Genomic DNA, 18326 nt, shown 5'->3' with positions numbered 1-18326 from the left:
AGTACGAAAAGATGCCTCCCTATACAATAAAGATGTAAACAAGAGAGACAAACAAAAGGAGGAAACAAACATGATAAAAGAAATCGTAAAAGCAATCTTTGAGGTATTAGTGAACGGACAAGCAGTTGTAAAAGAACTAAATGAACTATAAAAAGGAGTGAAGAAATATGATGAACATGGTAAAAATGATTTTACACGCTTTGGTCGATGCAAAAGCAGTTAGCCAAGAATTAAACCAACAATAAAAAGGGGTATATGAATATGAAGAAAGCCATTATTATAATTGCAAGCACAGCAATTACCTTATACACAATAAAAAATAGAAAAAAGAAAAATACTGAAAATGTTCTATATTATCCATACACACTATTAGAGAAAAAATAAAAGACAAGGTACCCTATCGTAATGAGGATATCTTGTCTTTTATTTTTCCCCATATTCCTTTAGAGGATTTCCTTCTCCTTTTCCCGAATGTATTAAGCGGGATTTTTACACATATTTTAAAGGGGCATATATATAAATGGATACACAACAACTATATTTTTTAAACGATATCGGTAAACAAAAACCAGAAAGTATTCGTAATAGAAGCGCTGCATGTCCATTTTGCGATACAGAACATTTAACGGATATTTTAGCAACTGATGGTTCTATTATTTGGTTAAAAAATAAATTTCCTACATTACAAGATACATTTCAAACAGTGTTAATTGAAACCGATAATTGCGAAGATCATATCGCAACATATACAGAAGAACATATGCGGAAATTAATGCAATTTTCTATTCAACATTGGTTACACTTACAGAAGAAAGAAGAGTTCGCATCTGTAATTTTATACAAAAATCACGGTCCATTTTCAGGTGGAAGTTTGCATCATGCACACATGCAAATTATCGGAATGAAATATGTAGATTATCTTGAAAATATTGAAGAAGAAAATTTCCAAGGGGTAATTGTTCAAAAAAATGAACGCATTGAGCTTAATATTTCAGAGCGTCCCATTATTGGCTTCACTGAATTCAATATAATCATTGATAATATTTCATATATAGATGACATGGCAAATTACATTCAGCAAACTGTACGTTACATACTGACAGATTTCCATAAAGGATGCAGTAGTTATAACTTATTCTTCTATTACTTAAATGGAAAAATCATTTGTAAAGTTGTTCCTAGGTTTGTCGTTTCACCGCTGTATGTAGGATATAAAATACCTCAAGTTTCCACAAAACTAGAATACGTAAAAATACAACTAGCGGAGTATTTCACAAAATGAAACGATTATCAAAAAAAAATAGAGTAGGTATCAAAACCTACTCTTTAATTACACCTTTATTTCGATAGTACACATCTTCTAATCCGATGTTATACTTCATGTTATTATCCGTCCACTCTGGCCCTAAATTCCCTGGCCATCCAGATGTATTCGCTATATATTTCAGTAATGCAAAATCAGTCAAACCTTTTTGCACCCCACGCTTATATCCTTTCATTAAATGCGGCATTGCAATTTGCGCATTTGTACGTGGATCTTTCAGCTCATCATCAGTTAAATGTTCTGGTGCAAGCCCGCCGCCGCGGTGTAGTTGAAACAATCCGAATGAAGTTCCATTATCTCCAACACTTCTTGGATTTAATCGACTTTCATGCTCAGCAATTGCAAGAGGTATCCATTCCGGAAGATTTACTTTCTTCGCTTCCTCTATAATGATTTGTTTCATCTGTTTTGCTTCTTCTGAATCAACATAGCTTGTTCCATTCACTAGCTTATCCATTCCTTCAGACTTTCCTTGGAAATATAAATATACTCCAAGAACAACTAAAAATCCTACAAAGAATTTCTTCACTACCTCTACCTCTTTCTCCGCTGAAATTTGTCCCCTTTCAGCCTTCCCTTTACAATTACCTACATTCTACTACTCTTTTATCATAGCAAATAACTATACGTATTATCATCATGCTTTAGACCGATTTTGTGAAAAAACAGCTGGTAAATACGTGCAAAAATGTAACTTTCATAGACTATAACGCATTTATTGTATATAATTGTAAATTGAATTCTAAATATAAACTAGGAGAATAATAATATGAAAAAATGGCTGTTACTCTTATTTAGTTTACTACTATTAATTCCTGTCCCTATTTCCGCACAAAAAACCGAACAACCAAAAACCCTTATTTTATACAGTTCAAACGATGATCAAATTACAAGTGATATCCAAATACTTAATACACAAGTAGGACATTTCACTAATAATATAACAATTAAAAACATAAAACAGTTAGCTGAAATAACTGATAAATCTTCGTATACACATGTTATTTACATGAGTGAAAAACAAGAAGAACTTTCTACTGAAGCAAAGAAATTTCTAGAAGGATTCCCAGGACCATTACTAGTTTTAGGTCAAAATATAGAACAGTTATCTAATCGTTTTTCATTTATCACACTTAAAAATGAAGATATAAACTCTGATACAATTGAATATCCAACACGTAAACTAAAGAATATATTAGAAGAAGAAAGAACAATTAAACAACTTGACACAAATGGAACAATTCTCGCCCATGCTTTAAGAGGAAATAATACTTATCCATTAATTGTACAGCAAAATAATTCTTATTATGTAGCAACTTCTAACCTCTTTGATTGGATATCTTATTATATTGGCGAAAGCCTATTTTCTTATTTTCAGCAAAAACCCGAAACAAATAAAAAATTAGCTTATTTACGTCTTGAGGATGTTCACCCAGCAGCAGATATAAATCAATTGAAAGAAATTGCTGAATTACTAAAAGAGAAGAAGATTCCTTACATGATCACTGTTATTCCTGTATATACAGATCCAGATACAGGTAAAACACTACATTTAAAAGATAAACCCGAACTAGTCGATCTTTTACGCTCTATGCAAGATGATGGCGCAGCGATTATTATGCATGGTTACACTCATCAATTTTATGATAGTGAAACTGGGGAAGGTTTTGAATTTTGGGACGTAAAGACGGATCAACCAATTCGCCAACCGAAACATGAAAAACCGAAGACAAAAGATGAATTTCCAAATATAGAGTCATATAACCAATATGTAAAAAAAGGGGAAGAGTTTGAGGAAAAATATACGACAGATCATATCGAAAAGGGGATTCAAGAACTTGTAGATGCTAAACTATATCCTGCCGCCTTTGAAGCACCTCATTACACAATGTCTCAAAAAGGGTATGAAATATTATCAAGATACTTTTCAACTTATGTAGGACAACTACAGTTAAGTGATACAACTTGGAAATCCATGCACTCTCCAGCATATAGAAGTACACCATCATTTCTACATGGAATGAAATTAATGCCTGAAACAGTCGGTTTTATTGAAGAAGATAAGCCACAAGCTATTGCTAAAATGAAAGAAAATGCTTTATCTGTTGCTAAATTATCCGATGGGATTATTGGAGCATTCTATCATCCTTACTTAGGTGTGAAACCATTAAAAGAAGTGTTAAAGGATCTAGAAAGTATTCCAAATATAGAATGGATTGATTTACAAAAGGAAAAGAATGAAGTAAAAATGAAAGATATTCATATTACTACGAATAAAGAAGGCATTCACGTTAAAAAACCAACAAGTGCAAATGACATAATTGATTATATAAAGCAATATGGCTTCTTCCTTATACTAGGATTCGTTATTATTGTCTTTCTTTTATTATTAAAACGCGCGAAAAAATTAGAATCCTAATACAAAACCACCGAGCGGAACGCTTGGTGGTTTTTTGTCCTATATCAAACCGTGGCATTTTATTAAATAAATTCAACTTTTACTTTTTCCGTTACATGATTAAAACTATAATTCTCCTATCCTTTCAAATAAAATCGACTTGTATTTTCATATATTGTTTCTGCGACCTTATCGATGGATATGTTTTTTATAGAACTAATTTCCTTTAATACCTCTCGAATCATTCTTGGATGCGTTATAACACCCTCTTGAAATTCCCACGGTCCATCTGTTTCTACCATCATATATTCAAGCGGATAATACGAAACGATTTTTCTAATCTTCTCCTTATGTAAAACATCCGGTGTAATCGAAATATAATAACCATTTCTCATCATCCGTTTCATTGTTTCATCGCTTCCTTTAAACCAATGGAAGTGTGCACGTGAAACTTTATATTTCTCTAGCAAATCACATACAATGTCAGCATCTTCATAAACTACGTGTAATACAATCGGCAAATTATACTTACTAGCTAGTTCTATAAATTTTTTCAATACAGCTATGTATGGATCTGCAGCAATCCTTTCATCTTCTTTTCTCAAATAATAGGGCAAACCTACTTCACCAATCGCAACAATTCCCTCTGCGTTCTGTTCAATAAGTTGATAAATCTGTTCACACTCCTCTTTATGAATCTGTTGCTCTGGATGAAACCCTATCGCTGGATATATAAAAGGATACTTCTTCGCTAAAGATAACGTTTCCTTACAAGAGTGATAATTTATAGATACTGCAATAAGCCCCTTTATTTCATTACTATTTTCCACCTCTTTTAGTAATCTGCTCTTCTCTTCATCCTTATATTGATCAACATGTATATGACTATCAATCCATTTCATCTTTATGCCCCCATAAAAAAAACAAGAAAGGACTTCCTTTCTTGTTTTAGCATCTATATTATTTAACAATTAAGTTTGTTATGATATCAAATAATCCAATACACACTACGGCAACAGTAAAGTAGCTACAGAAATCTTTAATTGGTAACTTCACTACTTCTTCTTTACGCATCCCATTTTTCTCCCTTCTTACTAGATCCCTAATTATTTTTCTATCTGTATCTATTATGCAAAAAATATGACAAATTTACTATCGAATTAACTTACGTAAACCTTACAATGTTGTAAGGTTTTAAAAAAGATCCCCATCTTTATTCAGATGAGGATTATTAAAAATTAGTTGGTTTTTCATTCTTCATTACAAACAGAAAGTAATACATTGAGACTTTCTAGTTATACTATATGAAAATTACTATCTTTTAACTATCGAATTACATTACAGAAGGCTTACATGTTTGTAAGTTATGTGTAATGTAATTCGATAGTTCCCCTTACTTATATTTCGTACAATAACGTTAGAAAGTAAGCCAAATAAGAAGAACACTCACATAACCAAATTACATTGCTAGTAGCTACTCTTCTTATACCTTTCACCTATGCTACTACAATGTACCCCCTTCCCCTTTATATAATAAAAAAGCCTTAGTCTATATGTACTAAGGCTTTTTTGTTAATCTCAAAAATACCCTTACCCAGTATTTTTATTTTCGACAAAAAATAGCTGGGGGTATATTTTACTATCTCATCGTTAAAAGTTTGCTCTTCGCATTTATAGGAATATTTGCAACCTCAATCTCTTCAATCGATTCACCGTAACGTCCTTTTGCAAAAACCTTTAATGCTTCATCTCTCTTTAACATATGCTTAACCGTTTTCTTTATTTTCTGCTCTCTACCACGTTCATCGAATGCAATAAATTCATATTCATACCACTCATCACCAATATGCTGACCAATTGTATTCACAACCGTATAGTATTCTTTCGTCTTATAAAATGGATTATATTTATCGATAACCGGTCCAAGTTTCGTAGGCAGTAACATTACTACTATTACTATCATCGCTATTATAGTAGTGATCATTTTTTTCTTCATAATAAACATTCCTCCTCTGCAGGATATATATACATCCATTTTAAAAAGGGGGAATAAAATCTACTATTGAATCTCATTACATTACACTTACATTTTTGTAAGAATTAAAAAAGGTGAACGAATTTACTCGTTCACCTTTTAGCTTGCTTTAAAGCCACCGCCAAGTACATCACGTACATCATGTATAACAACGAAAGCATCTTCATCTACCCGGCTAATAACTTGTTTTAACTTAACAAGCTCTTGTTTATTAATAACAACATATAAAACTTCTTTATTTTTACCAGTATATCCGCCGCGCCCTTCTAATACAGTAACACCGCGTGTCATATTTTTCGTAATAGCCTCACGAATTAAATCTGGTTGATTCGAAATAATCGTAACAGCCGTTTTTGTATCCATTCCTTCTACAATGAAATCAATCACCTTCGCTCCGATGAACACAGCTACAAGTGTATACATTGCCTTTTCTTGCCCTATTATAAATACAGAACCAGCAATTACAACAATATCAATAATTAGTACGCCTTTACCTACGCTCCAACCTAAATATTGATTTGCTAACTGAGCTAAGATTGCTGATCCTCCCGATGTACCTCCGGCTTTGAACATACAGCCTAATCCAATACCCACAAATAAACCAGCAAATAAAGCTGCTAATAATGTATCACTATTTACATGATACTCAATATGTTCTGTAACGTATAAAAACAAAGATGTTTCTACAATCCCTAAAATTGTATAAATCATTGTTTTCTTATCAAAAAATTTATAACCAACAGCTAGTAAAATTGCATTTATAGCAAAGTTCACAATTCCTGGTGACCAATCAAATAAGTAGTACGTAACAACCGTTAAACCAATAATTCCACCTTCCGATAAACGGTTTGGAATTGCAAAGTAATTAATACCAATTGCGAATAATAATGAACCAATTGTAATTAGTGTTATTTCCTTTATACGTTGATTAACCATAGTTCATACCCTCCCCCCATTTGACATTGTATCACTATCTCCTAGAGGTTTAGAAGTGGTTTTTATTCCGCTTTTTCCCTGTTAAAAATTGAAATATTATGTTTAAACATAGGGGTGATTAATTATTCATATTTACTTTAACTGCACGGACAAATTGCTCCACATTCCCTTTCTGAATATACTTAGCGCGAATGGTTTCATGATTACAAGTAAATTCAAAATACGGATGAAAATCTATGCTATCTATATGCAAATATGAATACTCTTTAAATGTTGAAGAATAGTACGGAAATTTCCCGTAAAAAAGGAGACGTCTAGTAGTGGCAACAAAAACCCCATGTTGATACGATAATATAAAATTATCCTTCTCAAATATCCCTACCACAAAAGCCAGAATCTTTTCATCATCATCTACATACTTTTTCATACTCGATAAAAGTTCATTCATGCATATTCCTCCAAATTCTATTCATTGCATTAACACTTGAAAAGAATCCATGGATTATTACAAACCGGTTTAACTCCTTTATAAAGTATGAAACGCGTTTCCTGTCAAAGATATTTCAAAAAAAATAATCCGTTATGCGATTATACACATAACGGATTAAAATTAAACTGTAGAGCGTTCCACAAGTTCGTATGGAATTTCCAGCTTTTCTTGTTCAGAACTCTCGTCATTCACTTTTCTATGCAACATTTCAAAAGCAGTTTTCCCTATCTCCTTTAAATTTTGATCAATAGTTGTCAGTTGTAACACTTGTGAGATAGGTTGATTATCAAAGCCAATAATTGCTAAATCCTCAGGAACTTGAATGCCTAATTTTTCAACCTCTGTCATAACACCAATCGCAACCTCATCACCTGCTACTATTAATGCTTCAGGAAGATCCTGCATCTCTTTTAACTTATGAGCTACTTTCACACCATCTTCTAGTGTAAAACATTCTGTAAAAATCCATTCTTCATTAACATCTTCGTCTATAGATTGCAATTGCTGTTTATAAACATCAAAACGCTTTAGACTACTCGGCCCTAATTTTCTTCCCGTACAATAACCAATTTTTTTATAACCTTTCTCAATCAAATAATCCATTCCTAATTGAAAGGCCGCTGAATGATTCGTATATACACTTGAGATGTTTGAAATATCATTGTCTTCACAAGCAATTATTGCGCCGTAAGAAGCATACGGTTCTATCGTTTCCCAATCATTTGCACGTGAACAAATAATAAGACCATCCAATTGTTTTGTTTTTAACATATGTAAACTTTTCATTTCTTCTTTTTTATTATAATTCGTTTGGCAAAGTAGCACCCTGTAATTATGCGCTAACGCAGTCTCCATCATTCCGCTCACCATCGCATCAAAACACGGATGATTAATATACGGTAAAATCACACCAACAATATTCGTTTTTCCTTTTGATAAATGAACAGCATTTGCGTTTTGCGAGTAATTCAATTTCTCAACTATCTCTATAACCGCTTTTCTTTTTTCTTCACTTACATATGGGTGATCATTCAACACTCTCGAAACAGTCGTAACTGAAACTCCCGCCATCTTTGCAATATCTTTAATATTAGCCATACACTCACCTCTACCTTTAACTTAATGAATCTCATGAACATATGTCAAATCTTCTTATCATTACACCTTCATTCGTTTCTCTTACAAAAGTGTAATTTTTCTGTAAGCTAATTCGATAGTGACTTTCCGCAACATTTCATACAATTGAGTCAGAAACAGGGTAACAACTATTCGAAAAGGAGCGGATTAATATGATGAACAAAATGAAAACAAACAATTTCTTAAATACAATGGGCATGGTATTTTCCGCTCTTATCGACGCAAAAGCTGTTGCTTCTACATTAAACAAGTAAGGAGAATGTATTATGAATAACATCACTTTTAACAAATTAGATTTTTTAGGACTAGCTAGTGGCTCGCTTCTTCTTACTGCTTTTATTTACGCCGCTACGCTTGTATAACTTTGTGTCCCCTTTCCCCTTTATTATAAATAGTAATAGAAAAGACGACCGTCTATGCCCGGTCGTCTTTTCTTATTTTTGATTTGATTGCAAAGCTTCTTTTAACTCCTCAAACTTCTCATTTAATTGATCTGTCATCATTTTCATAGCGGTTTTTCGATCTATTTGTTCTCCAGCCTCAATTTGAATTGGATCTCCAAAAATCAATTGTGCCTTTTTCCCCTTTATTAATTCTTTTACACTTGATGGACCAACATAAGCTGCTGGTACTAACGGAACATTAGAACGCATCGCAATTGTCACAGCACCCGCTTTTAATGAAACATCTTCCGCTGATCTCGTTCCACTCGGAAAAATCCCTACTACCTTTCCTTCTTTTAATAAACGTGATGGAATTTTAAGTGTACTTGGTCCTGGGTTCGCACGATCTACAGGGAATGCATTTACATTTTTAAAGAACCATTTTTTGAATTTCCCTTCAAATAATTCTTTTTTGGCCATGTAATGAATTTGAGTTGGATACATCCCTGTAGCTAACATTAATACATCCATAAAACTTGTATGTGTACATGCAACAACATACGGTCCACCTTCTGGTAGCTTTTCTCTCCCTTGTACTTCTACTTTTCCAGCTGTTTTAAATATATATTTCAACAAAAATGTAATTGGTTTATACATTTGTTTCGTTCCTTTCTAAACATCCGAAGTATAATCATATTCTTATAACAATTATAACACTAAGTTTTAGGAGTTGGTAATAAAATTAAGTATGAATTGTTAAATTTCAATTCTTACAAAAGTGTAATTTTCTTGTAAGCTAATTCGATAGTTACTTCTTACTATATTTCATACAATTAAGTCAGAAACAGGGCAACAATTATTCGAAAAGAAGTGGATTAATATGATGAACAAAATGAAAACGAACAATTTCTTAAATACAATGGGCATGGTATTATCAGCTCTTTTCGATGCAAAAGCTGTTTCTTCTACATTAAACAAGTAAGGAGAATGTATTATGAATAACAGTACTTTTAACAAATTAGATTTTTTAGGATTAGCTAGCGGCTCTCTTCTTCTTACTGCTTTCATTTACGCTGCTACGCTTGTATAATTTTGTGTCCCCTTTCCCCTTTATATAGAAAAAGACGACCGTCTATGCCCGGTCGTCTTTTTAATTTTTTCTTTCTTTCAACTCTTTTAAAAGCTGTATCAGCTCAGCTTGTTGTTTTATCTTTTTACGACCATTTCGATTAATTGCTGCAAGCTCACAGGCAACTCCGATGGCGAAGAAAAACAATAAACTTTCTAACATGTGAAATCCTCCATTTGCCTATTAAACAGCTTGACGTAATTGTTCTTCTTGTAAAACTCTCTTATTTATATTTTCTTCTTTTCTCTGGCAAACGTTATTGCGAATAAGTGCTGCAATAACAAGTACAGTCCCTATAATATCAAACATTGTGATCTGATACCCTTGCATCATCATAATAACTAAAGTCGTAATTGGTACAAAATTAATAAATAAAATCCCATTAATGGATGATAAAATTTTCACACCGTAGTTCCAAGCAAGTAGCGCTACAATACCTGGCAATGTCATCATAAATAACAAATCATACTTCACAATAGAAATCGTTCCCATACTAGGAACTGAAACATATCCAAGCAACGTAATAATTACCGTTATAATTCCTGTAACAGTCGTACCGAATACACACGTCAACGTAGAATAACGTAATGTTGACCAATCACTACACGTTTGACCACCCATCGTATAAATAACCCAGCCTACAACACCAATAAATATAAATGCTAATGGGAACATATTATCTTTCAATGTTACAAAGAAACTTATGTCACCTTTTGTAATAACAAACACAGCTCCTACAAAAGCAATAACCATACTCGTTATCATATACTTCTTCGGTTTTATATGCTTATATCCCCATAAAATACAAATAGAAATCATCGGCATAAGTGATTCCATAATGGAAGCTACCATTACACCCGACTTACCCATTAACATTTGCCCTAAAAATATGAGGACATTATATACTGTAAATGCCATCGTTCCAAAAAAGACGAGTAACTTTCCTCTTCCCTCTAAACGAAATGCCTGTTTTCCTTCTTTCATTAACAACAATACAATCAGCATTATCGCCACTGCTCCATAACGAATAAGCGAAAAATAAAATGGATCTATGTATTCTAGCGCATGATCAGCAACCGGAAACATCGCTCCCCATGACATACTCGCAATTAAACACGCTAAAGCCCCTATTATCATTTGACCTCTTCTCACCGCAATCCCCCGTTTCTTTCTATTTGCACAAAGAGAATTGTAAAAGAAAAAATATATCACGTAAAATGATTCAAAATGATGTTAACTATCATTTATAATGATAGTTAACATCAAGGGGGATTACAAAATGGAATTAAGAGAATTACAAATCTTTAAAAGCGTTGCCGACCAGGGTAGTGTAAGTAACGCAGCAAAGGAATTAAATTATGTACAATCAAATGTAACTGCACGTATTAAACAACTAGAAAACGAATTAAAAACCCCGCTCTTTTACCGCCATAAACGAGGGATGACTTTAACAGCTGAAGGAAGAAAAATGCTCGTTTATGTTAATAAAATTTTGCAAGATGTCGACGAACTAAAACAAGTATTTTTAGATAGTGAAACACCCTCCGGTATATTAAAAATCGGTACAGTAGAAACAGTAAGTACATTACCTACCATTTTATCTTCTTACTATAAAAGCTATCCGAATGTCGATTTATCATTACAAGCGGGTCTAACAGAAGAATTGATTAGAGAAGTACTTGATCATCAATTAGATGGTGCCTTTATATCAGGTCCTATTAAACATCCACTAATCGAACAATACGATGTTAGTACAGAAAAATTAATGCTTGTAACACAAAATAAAGCTTTTCATATAGAAGAATTTACAACAACGCCTCTACTCGTTTTTAACCAAGGATGTGGATACCGTTCCAAACTAGAACGATGGCTGAAAGACGAAGGTTTGCTACCAAAAAGAATTATGGAATTCAATATATTAGAGACAATATTAAACAGCGTTGCACTCGGCCTCGGAATTACACTCGTACCACAGTCTGCTGTCCATCATCTTTCTAAAGCAGGTAAGGTACATTGTCATGCAATCCCTGAAAAATACGGCAGTATTTCAACGGTTTTCATACGCCGTAAAGATAGCTATATGACGAATTCAACGCGTAGTTTTTTAAAAACAATTGAAGAACATCATCATATCAATATGCTGTGAAAGACATTCTTACATGAATGTCTTTTTTTCTTACAAAAGTGTAAGTCTTTCGTAAGCTAATTCGATAGTTGCAAGTGGACATATTTCCTATAATTAAGACATAAGCAGGGCAACAACAATTCGAAAAGGAGCGGATACGCATGATGAACAATATGAAATCAAATAAATTTTTACATACAATGGGCATGGTGCTATCCGCACTTGTCGATGCAAAAGCTGTTGCAACTACATTAAACAAATAAGGAGAGATTATAATGAACAACATTACTTTCAACAAATCAGACTTTACCCCGCATTAACGGGCAGTAAGACTCCCACTTCAAAATTCAGCGAAATCAAAGAAGTTAGGTTTAGGATCAACTGCCCGTAAAAGCCCGATTGGTTCAACTAATAATCAGCGAGGGATACCCCGCCCTCACTGATTAAAGTTTCACTTTATCGGACTTGCAAGTGGAGCTACTCTTCTTACAGCTTTCATTTACACACTTGCTCAAGGTCTTATTTAATACTTTGTTTCCCCAAACCCCTTTATATATAGAAAAAGCTGTTCGTCTTATAGACAAGCAGCTTTTTAGTTTGTTTCATATATAATTTGACCTGTTTTCTTAATATCATATCCGCCAATTGCATTTAATTCATTATGAAATTCTTCCGATTGCAGAATGTCTTTCACGACTTCAATCAGCTCTTCATTTTCTTTATTCTTCAAAATTACTAAATCATACTGTTCTTTCATGATTGGAATAAAGTCCACATTTACAATTTGCGAAAACTTTTCTGAACCTACTCCTACATCAGCTTTTCCATTTGCAACTTGCGTGGCAACACCCAGATGATTCGATTCTTCCCATTCATATCCACTAATATCAGCTTTATTTAATTTTTGGATTCGTAATTGTTCATCCACTAACACTCTAATACCAGAACCCTTTTCTCGATTTACAAACTTTATAGTGGATCCGGATATGTCAGCCCATGTCTTTATTTTCTTCGGATTTCCTTTTTGGACATAAAACCCTACATTTCTGGACAATAAATTAATCATAATACATGGTTGACCTACTAAAATGCGTTTTACGTAAGGAACATTATATGTACCCGTTTCACCATCAAACAAATGCAAACTAACGATACTTCCTTCTCCTTGATACATTTTCACTAAACTTGTTAAGCTACCTTGATACGCTCTTAAAACATTAGAACTTGGCAAACGATTTTCTATACGTTTAGCTAACATATCTAACGTTAGTTCTTGACCACTAATAATACACGTGTTCAAGATACTACTACCATCGTTTTTCACAGGAGTAACTTGTACCTTTCCTGTTTTCATTTGTTTTATATATTGATCTAAATCCACTGCATCAATGCGCATCTGTCTACCAACTCTATAAGAAGGAAGTTCTCCTTTTTTAATTAAGTCGTATACAGTTAATTTTGATACCTTTAATCGCTTTGCTACTTCTTCCGTTGTGTAGGAATGATGATCCATAGACGATTCCTCACTTTCTCCTTTCATTGTAACAAAGAAAAGAATATTTCTCCTATTTTTTAAAAATAGATATATGTTCAAATTATATTCAATTATAACTAGTTATATTTAGTTATAATTAGTTATAATTAGTTATATCAAAACGAAAAGGGATTTTTTTATGAATAAATTTACATTACGTTCTATTGGGGCACTTATACTTTCTTTCCTTCTTATATTTAGTGCTGCTTGTACAAGTGGGGAAAAGAATACAAAGTCAGCTGCTAAAGAAGATAAAACAGTTGAACTGACTATCTCAGCTGCTGCAAGCTTACAAGATGCATTAAAAGAAATTGAAAAACAATATAAAGAAAAAGAGCCAAATATCAAACTTTCTTTTAACTTCGGTGCTTCTGGAGCACTTCAACAACAAATTGAACAAGGTGCACCTGCTGATTTATTCTTCTCTGCAGCAGAAGATAAATTCCAAACCCTTGTAAAGAAAGGATTCATTAATGAAAAAGAAGGGAAAAATCTTCTTGGAAATGAACTAGTTCTAGTCATCCCTAAAGATAGTTCTCTTACAAAATTTCAAGATTTAAAAGATGAGAAAATCAAAAAAATTGCACTTGGTACACCTGAATCTGTACCTGCTGGAAAATATGCAAAGGCTTCTCTAACACACGAAAACCTTTGGAATGATGTTCAAAATAAAGTCGTATTTACAAAAGATGTTCGCCAAGTGTTAACATATGTAGAAACAGGGAATATCGATGCTGGTATCGTATACAAAACAGATGCTCTCATTTCAGATAAAGTAAAGATTGGTGAAACAGCAGCAGCTACTTCTCATGAGCCAATCCACTATCCTTTAGGTGTTATAAAGGAATCTAAACATAAGAAAGAGGCGACTTCATTTTATGAGTATTTGCAGTCAAAAGATGCACAATCTATCTTTAAGAAATATGGATTTACAGTCCTGTCGTAATTACTATGAGCATTGATGCTATTATATCGCCTGTCTTTCTATCTTTAAGAGTAGCTGCGTGTGCCACTATTCTCGTTACAATTTTAGGGACGATTGTCGGGCGAGCACTAGCTCGCTCCTCATGGCGATATAAAGTACTATTAGAAACCATATTTTTATTACCAATGGTACTTCCACCAACTGTTATCGGCTTCTTTCTCATTATCATCTTTGGAAACAACAGCCCGATTGGAAGGTGGGTTGAATCATTATTTCAGCAGTCTATTATGTTCACATCTACCGCTGCGATCATCGCTTCTACAGTTGTTGCATTTCCGCTTATGTACCAATCAGCGAAAACGGGATTTTCTATCGCAAATGTACAAATTGAAGAAAGTGCTCGTGACCTTGGCGCAAGTGAATATCAAGTTTTTCTGCACGTTACACTTCCGCTCGCATTTCCTGCATTACTAAGCGGGATGATTTTGAGCTTTGTCCGCGCGCTCGGTGAGTTTGGTGCTACACTCATGTTTGCCGGGAACATTCCTGGTAAAACACAGACAATCCCAACTGCAATTTACATGGCCATTGACGCAAGTAATATGCAACTCGCCTGGACACTTGTGGTTATCACTATTAGTATGTCACTCCTATTTCTGCTATGTATTCAGCTTATTAACAAAAGAATTACTAACCTTTAAAGCAGCTTTTTTGGAAGCTGCTTATTTATTTCTTAGGAAATAAATAAGTCGTTGGGAAATAACTGAATTTTACCTCTTATTGAAATATACATTTTATTTGAATTCACTTTCTAAAATAGGCAATTTCCTGTTATTATATGGAGGTGTTTCAAAAAATGAAGAAATGAAAACGCATTTATATCGTGAATTCTTCATCCTGTTTTAGCGATCGGTAATCTTCTACTCTATTAGTGGGGCATTACCGATCGTTAGAACGATATGTAATTATATTGGTATAGGAAACCGAAGGGAGTCTTGTAATGGACATTTTATTAGCGCTTCTTCCTGCAATTGCATGGGGAAACATCTTATTAGTAAGCGTAAAAATGGGCGGTGGTGCATATAGCCAAACGGTAGGTATGACAATCGGTGCTCTATTCTTCGCAACAATTATGTATGTATTTACTCAACCAGCTTTAACAATGACAGTCTTAATTGTTGGTTTTATTTCAGGTTTATTCTGGGCTTTAGGACAAGTAAACCAATTAAAAACAGTTGAAAAACTAGGTGTTTCAACTACCGTAACAATTTCTACTGGTATGCAACTTGTTGCAACTTCTATCTTTGGGGTTATCGCTTTCCGTGAATGGACTACTACGACAACAATTGTTCTGGGAACGATTGCAATCCTATTAATCGTAGTTGGTGTTGTATTCACATCACTAGATGATAAAGAAAATGCTCAGCCACCAGGACAATTGAAAAAAGGACTTCTTACTTTAATTGTTTCTACTTTCGGCTATCTTGTATATGTAATTATTATTCGTTGGTATAATATCGATGGTTGGTCTGCTATTTTACCACAAGCAGTTGGTATGTTTGTTGGTGCGGTTGTACTGACGTCTAAACATAAACCATTTAACAAATATGCAATTCGTAATGCTTTATCCGGTTTACTATGGGGAACGGGAAACTTATTCTTACTTCTTTCATTACCACGTGTCGGAGTAGCAACAAGCTTCCCATTATCTCAAACTGGAATCGTTATCTCAACATTCGGTGCAATTGTCTTCTTAGGTGAAAAGAAAACAAAACGTCAATTGATCTTTATTGCACTAGGCAGTGTTTTAATTATCGGCGGTGCTGTATTACTTGGTATGACAAAAGCATAATCTTATATTCTATCAGTAAACCCCTGAAGCATATATGCTTCAGGGGTTTTTCAATTCTAATTATTTTCTAGATATAATTATTTGTATGTTCTTGCCCCTTATAATTGCTCTTCCACTCTAGCAAACCAGCTACACATATAAAGAGATTAATAACAGCTAATATTAGTATGACGTAGAAACCAGTATAAGTAATAGCCCTTTCCTTTACCATGAATTTCCGCCTTCCCATTATCCATTCCATCTACGGTAAGTCTTTTCTTTTTACAAAATTCTCTTAAAGATGATATCGTTTTTATAACATATCTCTACTAGAAAGGAATAAAGGATATGCTAACTAAACATCGAATTTTATTTATTGGTGCCGGTCGTATGGCCGAAGCTATATTTTCCGGATTACTTAAAACAAGCAAAGAGTACATCGAAGAAATTATCGTCTCTAACCGAAGCAACGCAGAAAAACTAAAACAGTTACAACATCGATATAATGTGTCTACTGCAACAGATTGGAAGCAGCATGTTACATCTGTCGATACGGTTGTTTTAGCAATGCCACCTTCTGCTCATGAAGAGTTATTAGCTGAGCTATCTCCGTTAATATCAAATCAACTTGTCGTAACAGTAGCAGCTGGCATTGGACCATCTTATTTAGAAGCTAGACTCCCAAAAGGCACGCCTGTTGCTTGGATTATGCCTAATACAGCTGCTGAAATTGGAAAGTCTATCTCCTTATATACAATGGGACAATCAATAAAAGAGATGCATCAAGAAACCCTGCAACTGCTTTTAAGAGGTATTGGTACTTCGCAACTTTGTACTGAGGAAGAAGTTCATCAGCTTACTGCAGTTACTGGAAGTGCACCAGCCTTCCTTTATTACTTTGCTGAAAGCTTAATTGAAGCAACAAAAAGTTATGGAGTCGATGAAGAAACCGCAAAACATCTTGTCATTCAAATGATTTCTGGCTCTGCTTCTATGCTCGAACAAACGCAAGATCCAGCTAACCTCCGCGAACAAGTAACAACGCCAGGTGGTTCCACAGCTGAGGGTCTCAAAACTTTATATGAATATAATTTTTCAGAGGCAATTCAAAAAGCAGTAGAAGCAACAAACAAAAAAGCTAGGGGGAAATAATATGACTTTAACAAGTTTAAAGGACTATACAACATTACATAACGGTGTAAAAATGCCTTGGTTTGGTTTAGGTGTTTTTAAAGTAGAAGATGGTTCAGAAGTAATTGATTCTGTAAAAGCAGCAATTAAAAATGGCTACCGCAGCATCGATACTGCAGCAATCTATCAAAATGAAGAAGGCGTTGGACAAGCGATTCGTGAATCCGGTGTTTCACGTGAAGAATTATTTATTACCTCAAAAGTATGGAATAGCGATCAAGGATATGAAACAACACTTCAAGCATTTGAAACTACATTAGAGAAATTAGGTCTAGAATATTTAGATTTATATTTAGTACATTGGCCTGTAAAAGGGAAATATACCGAATCATGGAAAGCATTAGAAAAGCTTTATAAAGATGGCCGTGTTCGCGCTATCGGTGTGAGTAATTTCCACATTCACCACTTACAAGACGTATTTGAAATTGCTGAAATTAAGCCAATGGTCAACCAAGTGGAATACCACCCACGTTTAGCACAAGAAGAGTTACACGCTTTCTGTAAAGAACATAATATCCAGCTTGAAGCTTGGTCACCATTAATGCAAGGACAACTACTAGATAATCCAACGTTACAAGAAATTGCGACAAAATATAATAAATCAACTGCGCAAATTATTTTACGCTGGGATTTACAAAACGAAGTTGTAACAATCCCTAAATCAATTAAAGAACATCGCATTATTGAAAATGCAAACATCTTCGACTTTGAATTAAGTGCTGATGATATGAAAGCAATTCAAGCTTTAAATGAAGATCGTCGCGTTGGTCCAGATCCAGATAACTTTAACTTCTAAGCGAAAAACCACTGCCATATGCAGTGGTTTTTTCATTTGAGATAACTGAAAATTTAAACTATATTCCATTTGGTTGACACTTCATTGTTCAA

At 33.9% G+C, this 18326-nt stretch carries 21 protein-coding genes and 1 pseudogene; 12 read left to right on the top strand and 10 right to left on the bottom strand.

Annotation, left to right across the window (positions count from 1 at the left end; genetic code table 11):
• Positions 1 to 255 precede the first annotated feature (255 nt).
• Together BCG9842_RS01130 and BCG9842_RS01125 are read left to right on the top strand one after the other, a co-directional pair.
• Positions 256 to 384 (top strand): hypothetical protein, encoded by a 129-nt coding sequence (locus tag BCG9842_RS01130; RefSeq protein WP_002083998.1) that lies wholly within the window; start codon positions 256 to 258, stop codon positions 382 to 384.
• Between the two features lie 136 nt (positions 385 to 520).
• Positions 521 to 1282 (top strand): DUF4931 domain-containing protein, encoded by a 762-nt coding sequence (locus BCG9842_RS01125; protein WP_002162952.1) that lies wholly within the window; start codon positions 521 to 523, stop codon positions 1280 to 1282.
• 37 nt (positions 1283 to 1319) lie between these two features.
• Here the strand turns inward: BCG9842_RS01125 and BCG9842_RS01120 are convergent, their stop codons facing one another.
• Positions 1320 to 1853 carry a transglycosylase SLT domain-containing protein gene (locus BCG9842_RS01120; protein ID WP_000713249.1) on the bottom strand — a complete coding sequence of 178 codons (534 nt, stop codon included), beginning with the start codon at positions 1851 to 1853 and terminating at the stop codon, positions 1320 to 1322.
• A 240-nt stretch (positions 1854 to 2093) separates the two neighbouring features.
• Here BCG9842_RS01120 and BCG9842_RS01115 point away from each other — a divergent pair, with 240 nt between their 5' ends.
• Positions 2094 to 3743 carry a DUF2334 domain-containing protein gene (locus BCG9842_RS01115; RefSeq protein ID WP_000759038.1) on the top strand — a complete coding sequence of 550 codons (1650 nt, stop codon included), beginning with the start codon at positions 2094 to 2096 and terminating at the stop codon, positions 3741 to 3743.
• 116 nt (positions 3744 to 3859) lie between these two features.
• Here BCG9842_RS01115 and BCG9842_RS01110 read toward each other — a convergent pair whose 3' ends face one another.
• From BCG9842_RS01110 to BCG9842_RS01085, 5 genes are all read right to left on the bottom strand, one after another.
• Positions 3860 to 4624 carry a TatD family hydrolase gene (locus BCG9842_RS01110; RefSeq protein ID WP_000871105.1) on the bottom strand — a complete coding sequence of 255 codons (765 nt, stop codon included), beginning with the start codon at positions 4622 to 4624 and terminating at the stop codon, positions 3860 to 3862.
• A 737-nt stretch (positions 4625 to 5361) separates the two neighbouring features.
• The gene (locus BCG9842_RS01100; RefSeq protein ID WP_000728422.1) at positions 5362 to 5718 is read right to left on the bottom strand and encodes a YxeA family protein; all 357 of its coding nucleotides are present in this window, start codon (positions 5716 to 5718) and stop codon (positions 5362 to 5364) included.
• A 138-nt stretch (positions 5719 to 5856) separates the two neighbouring features.
• Entirely contained in the window at positions 5857 to 6693 is an 837-nt protein-coding gene (locus tag BCG9842_RS01095; RefSeq protein WP_000248045.1) for a YitT family protein, read from the bottom strand.
• Between the two features lie 118 nt (positions 6694 to 6811).
• On the bottom strand, positions 6812 to 7141 hold the full coding sequence (locus BCG9842_RS01090; protein ID WP_001004242.1) for a PH domain-containing protein: 330 nt from the start codon (positions 7139 to 7141) through the stop codon (positions 6812 to 6814).
• Positions 7142 to 7303: 162 nt separating this feature from the next.
• Positions 7304 to 8281: a LacI family DNA-binding transcriptional regulator gene (locus BCG9842_RS01085; RefSeq protein WP_001273901.1), complete on the bottom strand. Its 978-nt coding sequence runs from the start codon at positions 8279 to 8281 to the stop codon at positions 7304 to 7306.
• Between the two features lie 305 nt (positions 8282 to 8586).
• Here BCG9842_RS01085 and BCG9842_RS29045 point away from each other — a divergent pair, with 305 nt between their 5' ends.
• Positions 8587 to 8682, top strand: a complete 96-nt coding sequence (locus BCG9842_RS29045; protein WP_001060007.1) for a DUF3948 family protein — start codon at positions 8587 to 8589, stop codon at positions 8680 to 8682.
• Between the two features lie 72 nt (positions 8683 to 8754).
• Here the strand turns inward: BCG9842_RS29045 and BCG9842_RS01080 are convergent, their stop codons facing one another.
• Positions 8755 to 9360 carry a lysophospholipid acyltransferase family protein gene (locus BCG9842_RS01080; protein ID WP_000277776.1) on the bottom strand — a complete coding sequence of 202 codons (606 nt, stop codon included), beginning with the start codon at positions 9358 to 9360 and terminating at the stop codon, positions 8755 to 8757.
• Between the two features lie 337 nt (positions 9361 to 9697).
• On the opposite strand from BCG9842_RS01080, the gene BCG9842_RS30890 reads away from it, so the two are divergent.
• A complete protein-coding gene (locus tag BCG9842_RS30890) occupies positions 9698 to 9793 on the top strand; it encodes a DUF3948 family protein (RefSeq protein WP_001066117.1) in 96 nt (31 codons plus the stop codon).
• 60 nt (positions 9794 to 9853) lie between these two features.
• Here BCG9842_RS30890 and BCG9842_RS01075 read toward each other — a convergent pair whose 3' ends face one another.
• Both BCG9842_RS01075 and BCG9842_RS01070 read right to left on the bottom strand, forming a co-directional pair.
• Complete coding sequence (locus tag BCG9842_RS01075; protein ID WP_000894061.1) at positions 9854 to 9994, bottom strand: YrzO family protein; 141 nt, start codon at positions 9992 to 9994, stop codon at positions 9854 to 9856.
• A gap of 21 nt (positions 9995 to 10015) precedes the next feature.
• Positions 10016 to 10984 carry a DMT family transporter gene (locus BCG9842_RS01070; protein WP_041488108.1) on the bottom strand — a complete coding sequence of 323 codons (969 nt, stop codon included), beginning with the start codon at positions 10982 to 10984 and terminating at the stop codon, positions 10016 to 10018.
• A 127-nt stretch (positions 10985 to 11111) separates the two neighbouring features.
• Here BCG9842_RS01070 and BCG9842_RS01065 point away from each other — a divergent pair, with 127 nt between their 5' ends.
• Together BCG9842_RS01065 and BCG9842_RS30885 are read left to right on the top strand one after the other, a co-directional pair.
• Positions 11112 to 11978 carry a LysR family transcriptional regulator gene (locus BCG9842_RS01065; RefSeq protein WP_000423070.1) on the top strand — a complete coding sequence of 289 codons (867 nt, stop codon included), beginning with the start codon at positions 11112 to 11114 and terminating at the stop codon, positions 11976 to 11978.
• 425 nt (positions 11979 to 12403) lie between these two features.
• A pseudogene (locus BCG9842_RS30885) lies at positions 12404 to 12484 on the top strand (DUF3948 family protein); the annotation flags it as partial.
• A gap of 65 nt (positions 12485 to 12549) precedes the next feature.
• Here BCG9842_RS30885 and BCG9842_RS01060 read toward each other — a convergent pair.
• On the bottom strand, positions 12550 to 13470 hold the full coding sequence (locus BCG9842_RS01060) for a substrate-binding domain-containing protein (RefSeq protein WP_002083993.1): 921 nt from the start codon (positions 13468 to 13470) through the stop codon (positions 12550 to 12552).
• Positions 13471 to 13630: 160 nt separating this feature from the next.
• Between BCG9842_RS01060 and modA the strand changes: the two genes are divergently transcribed.
• From modA to BCG9842_RS01030, 5 genes are all read left to right on the top strand, one after another.
• Positions 13631 to 14437 (top strand): molybdate ABC transporter substrate-binding protein, encoded by an 807-nt coding sequence (modA, locus tag BCG9842_RS01055; protein ID WP_001032237.1) that lies wholly within the window; start codon positions 13631 to 13633, stop codon positions 14435 to 14437.
• A gap of 5 nt (positions 14438 to 14442) precedes the next feature.
• Positions 14443 to 15117 (top strand): molybdate ABC transporter permease subunit, encoded by a 675-nt coding sequence (gene modB / locus BCG9842_RS01050; RefSeq protein WP_000020519.1) that lies wholly within the window; start codon positions 14443 to 14445, stop codon positions 15115 to 15117.
• Between the two features lie 299 nt (positions 15118 to 15416).
• Positions 15417 to 16268, top strand: a complete 852-nt coding sequence (locus BCG9842_RS01045) for a GRP family sugar transporter (RefSeq protein WP_000353549.1) — start codon at positions 15417 to 15419, stop codon at positions 16266 to 16268.
• Positions 16269 to 16595: 327 nt separating this feature from the next.
• Positions 16596 to 17399: a pyrroline-5-carboxylate reductase gene (proC, locus tag BCG9842_RS01035; protein WP_000956241.1), complete on the top strand. Its 804-nt coding sequence runs from the start codon at positions 16596 to 16598 to the stop codon at positions 17397 to 17399.
• Between the two features lies 1 nt (position 17400).
• Positions 17401 to 18234, top strand: coding sequence for an aldo/keto reductase (locus tag BCG9842_RS01030; protein WP_000176912.1), 834 nt, complete (start codon positions 17401 to 17403; stop codon positions 18232 to 18234).
• Positions 18235 to 18326 lie beyond the last annotated feature (92 nt).

Source organism: Bacillus cereus G9842, from assembly GCF_000021305.1.
GTDB classification, from domain to species: Bacteria; Bacillota; Bacilli; order Bacillales; family Bacillaceae_G; genus Bacillus_A; species Bacillus_A thuringiensis_S.
Note: the sequence above shows the minus strand (reverse complement) of the source record. Positions and strands in the feature narration are given on the sequence as shown.

Bases quoted from the DNA above. Each gene is read 5' to 3' on its own strand.
- BCG9842_RS01085 (WP_001273901.1), bottom strand. From the start codon at position 8,281: ATGGCTAATATTAAAGATATTGCAAAGATGGCGGGAGTTTCAGTTACG.
- BCG9842_RS01110 (WP_000871105.1), bottom strand. From the start codon at position 4,624: ATGAAATGGATTGATAGTCATATACATGTTGATCAATATAAGGATGAA.
- BCG9842_RS01080 (WP_000277776.1), bottom strand. From the start codon at position 9,360: ATGTATAAACCAATTACATTTTTGTTGAAATATATATTTAAAACAGCT.
- BCG9842_RS01075 (WP_000894061.1), bottom strand. From the start codon at position 9,994: ATGTTAGAAAGTTTATTGTTTTTCTTCGCCATCGGAGTTGCCTGTGAG.
- proC (WP_000956241.1), top strand. From the start codon at position 16,596: ATGCTAACTAAACATCGAATTTTATTTATTGGTGCCGGTCGTATGGCC.
- BCG9842_RS01030 (WP_000176912.1), top strand. From the start codon at position 17,401: ATGACTTTAACAAGTTTAAAGGACTATACAACATTACATAACGGTGTA.
- BCG9842_RS01130 (WP_002083998.1), top strand. From the start codon at position 256: ATGAATATGAAGAAAGCCATTATTATAATTGCAAGCACAGCAATTACC.
- BCG9842_RS29045 (WP_001060007.1), top strand. From the start codon at position 8,587: ATGAATAACATCACTTTTAACAAATTAGATTTTTTAGGACTAGCTAGT.
- BCG9842_RS30890 (WP_001066117.1), top strand. From the start codon at position 9,698: ATGAATAACAGTACTTTTAACAAATTAGATTTTTTAGGATTAGCTAGC.
- BCG9842_RS01045 (WP_000353549.1), top strand. From the start codon at position 15,417: ATGGACATTTTATTAGCGCTTCTTCCTGCAATTGCATGGGGAAACATC.
- modA (WP_001032237.1), top strand. From the start codon at position 13,631: ATGAATAAATTTACATTACGTTCTATTGGGGCACTTATACTTTCTTTC.
- BCG9842_RS01095 (WP_000248045.1), bottom strand. From the start codon at position 6,693: ATGGTTAATCAACGTATAAAGGAAATAACACTAATTACAATTGGTTCA.
- BCG9842_RS01090 (WP_001004242.1), bottom strand. From the start codon at position 7,141: ATGAATGAACTTTTATCGAGTATGAAAAAGTATGTAGATGATGATGAA.
- BCG9842_RS01100 (WP_000728422.1), bottom strand. From the start codon at position 5,718: ATGAAGAAAAAAATGATCACTACTATAATAGCGATGATAGTAATAGTA.
- BCG9842_RS01115 (WP_000759038.1), top strand. From the start codon at position 2,094: ATGAAAAAATGGCTGTTACTCTTATTTAGTTTACTACTATTAATTCCT.
- BCG9842_RS01060 (WP_002083993.1), bottom strand. From the start codon at position 13,470: ATGGATCATCATTCCTACACAACGGAAGAAGTAGCAAAGCGATTAAAG.
- BCG9842_RS01125 (WP_002162952.1), top strand. From the start codon at position 521: ATGGATACACAACAACTATATTTTTTAAACGATATCGGTAAACAAAAA.
- modB (WP_000020519.1), top strand. From the start codon at position 14,443: ATGAGCATTGATGCTATTATATCGCCTGTCTTTCTATCTTTAAGAGTA.
- BCG9842_RS01065 (WP_000423070.1), top strand. From the start codon at position 11,112: ATGGAATTAAGAGAATTACAAATCTTTAAAAGCGTTGCCGACCAGGGT.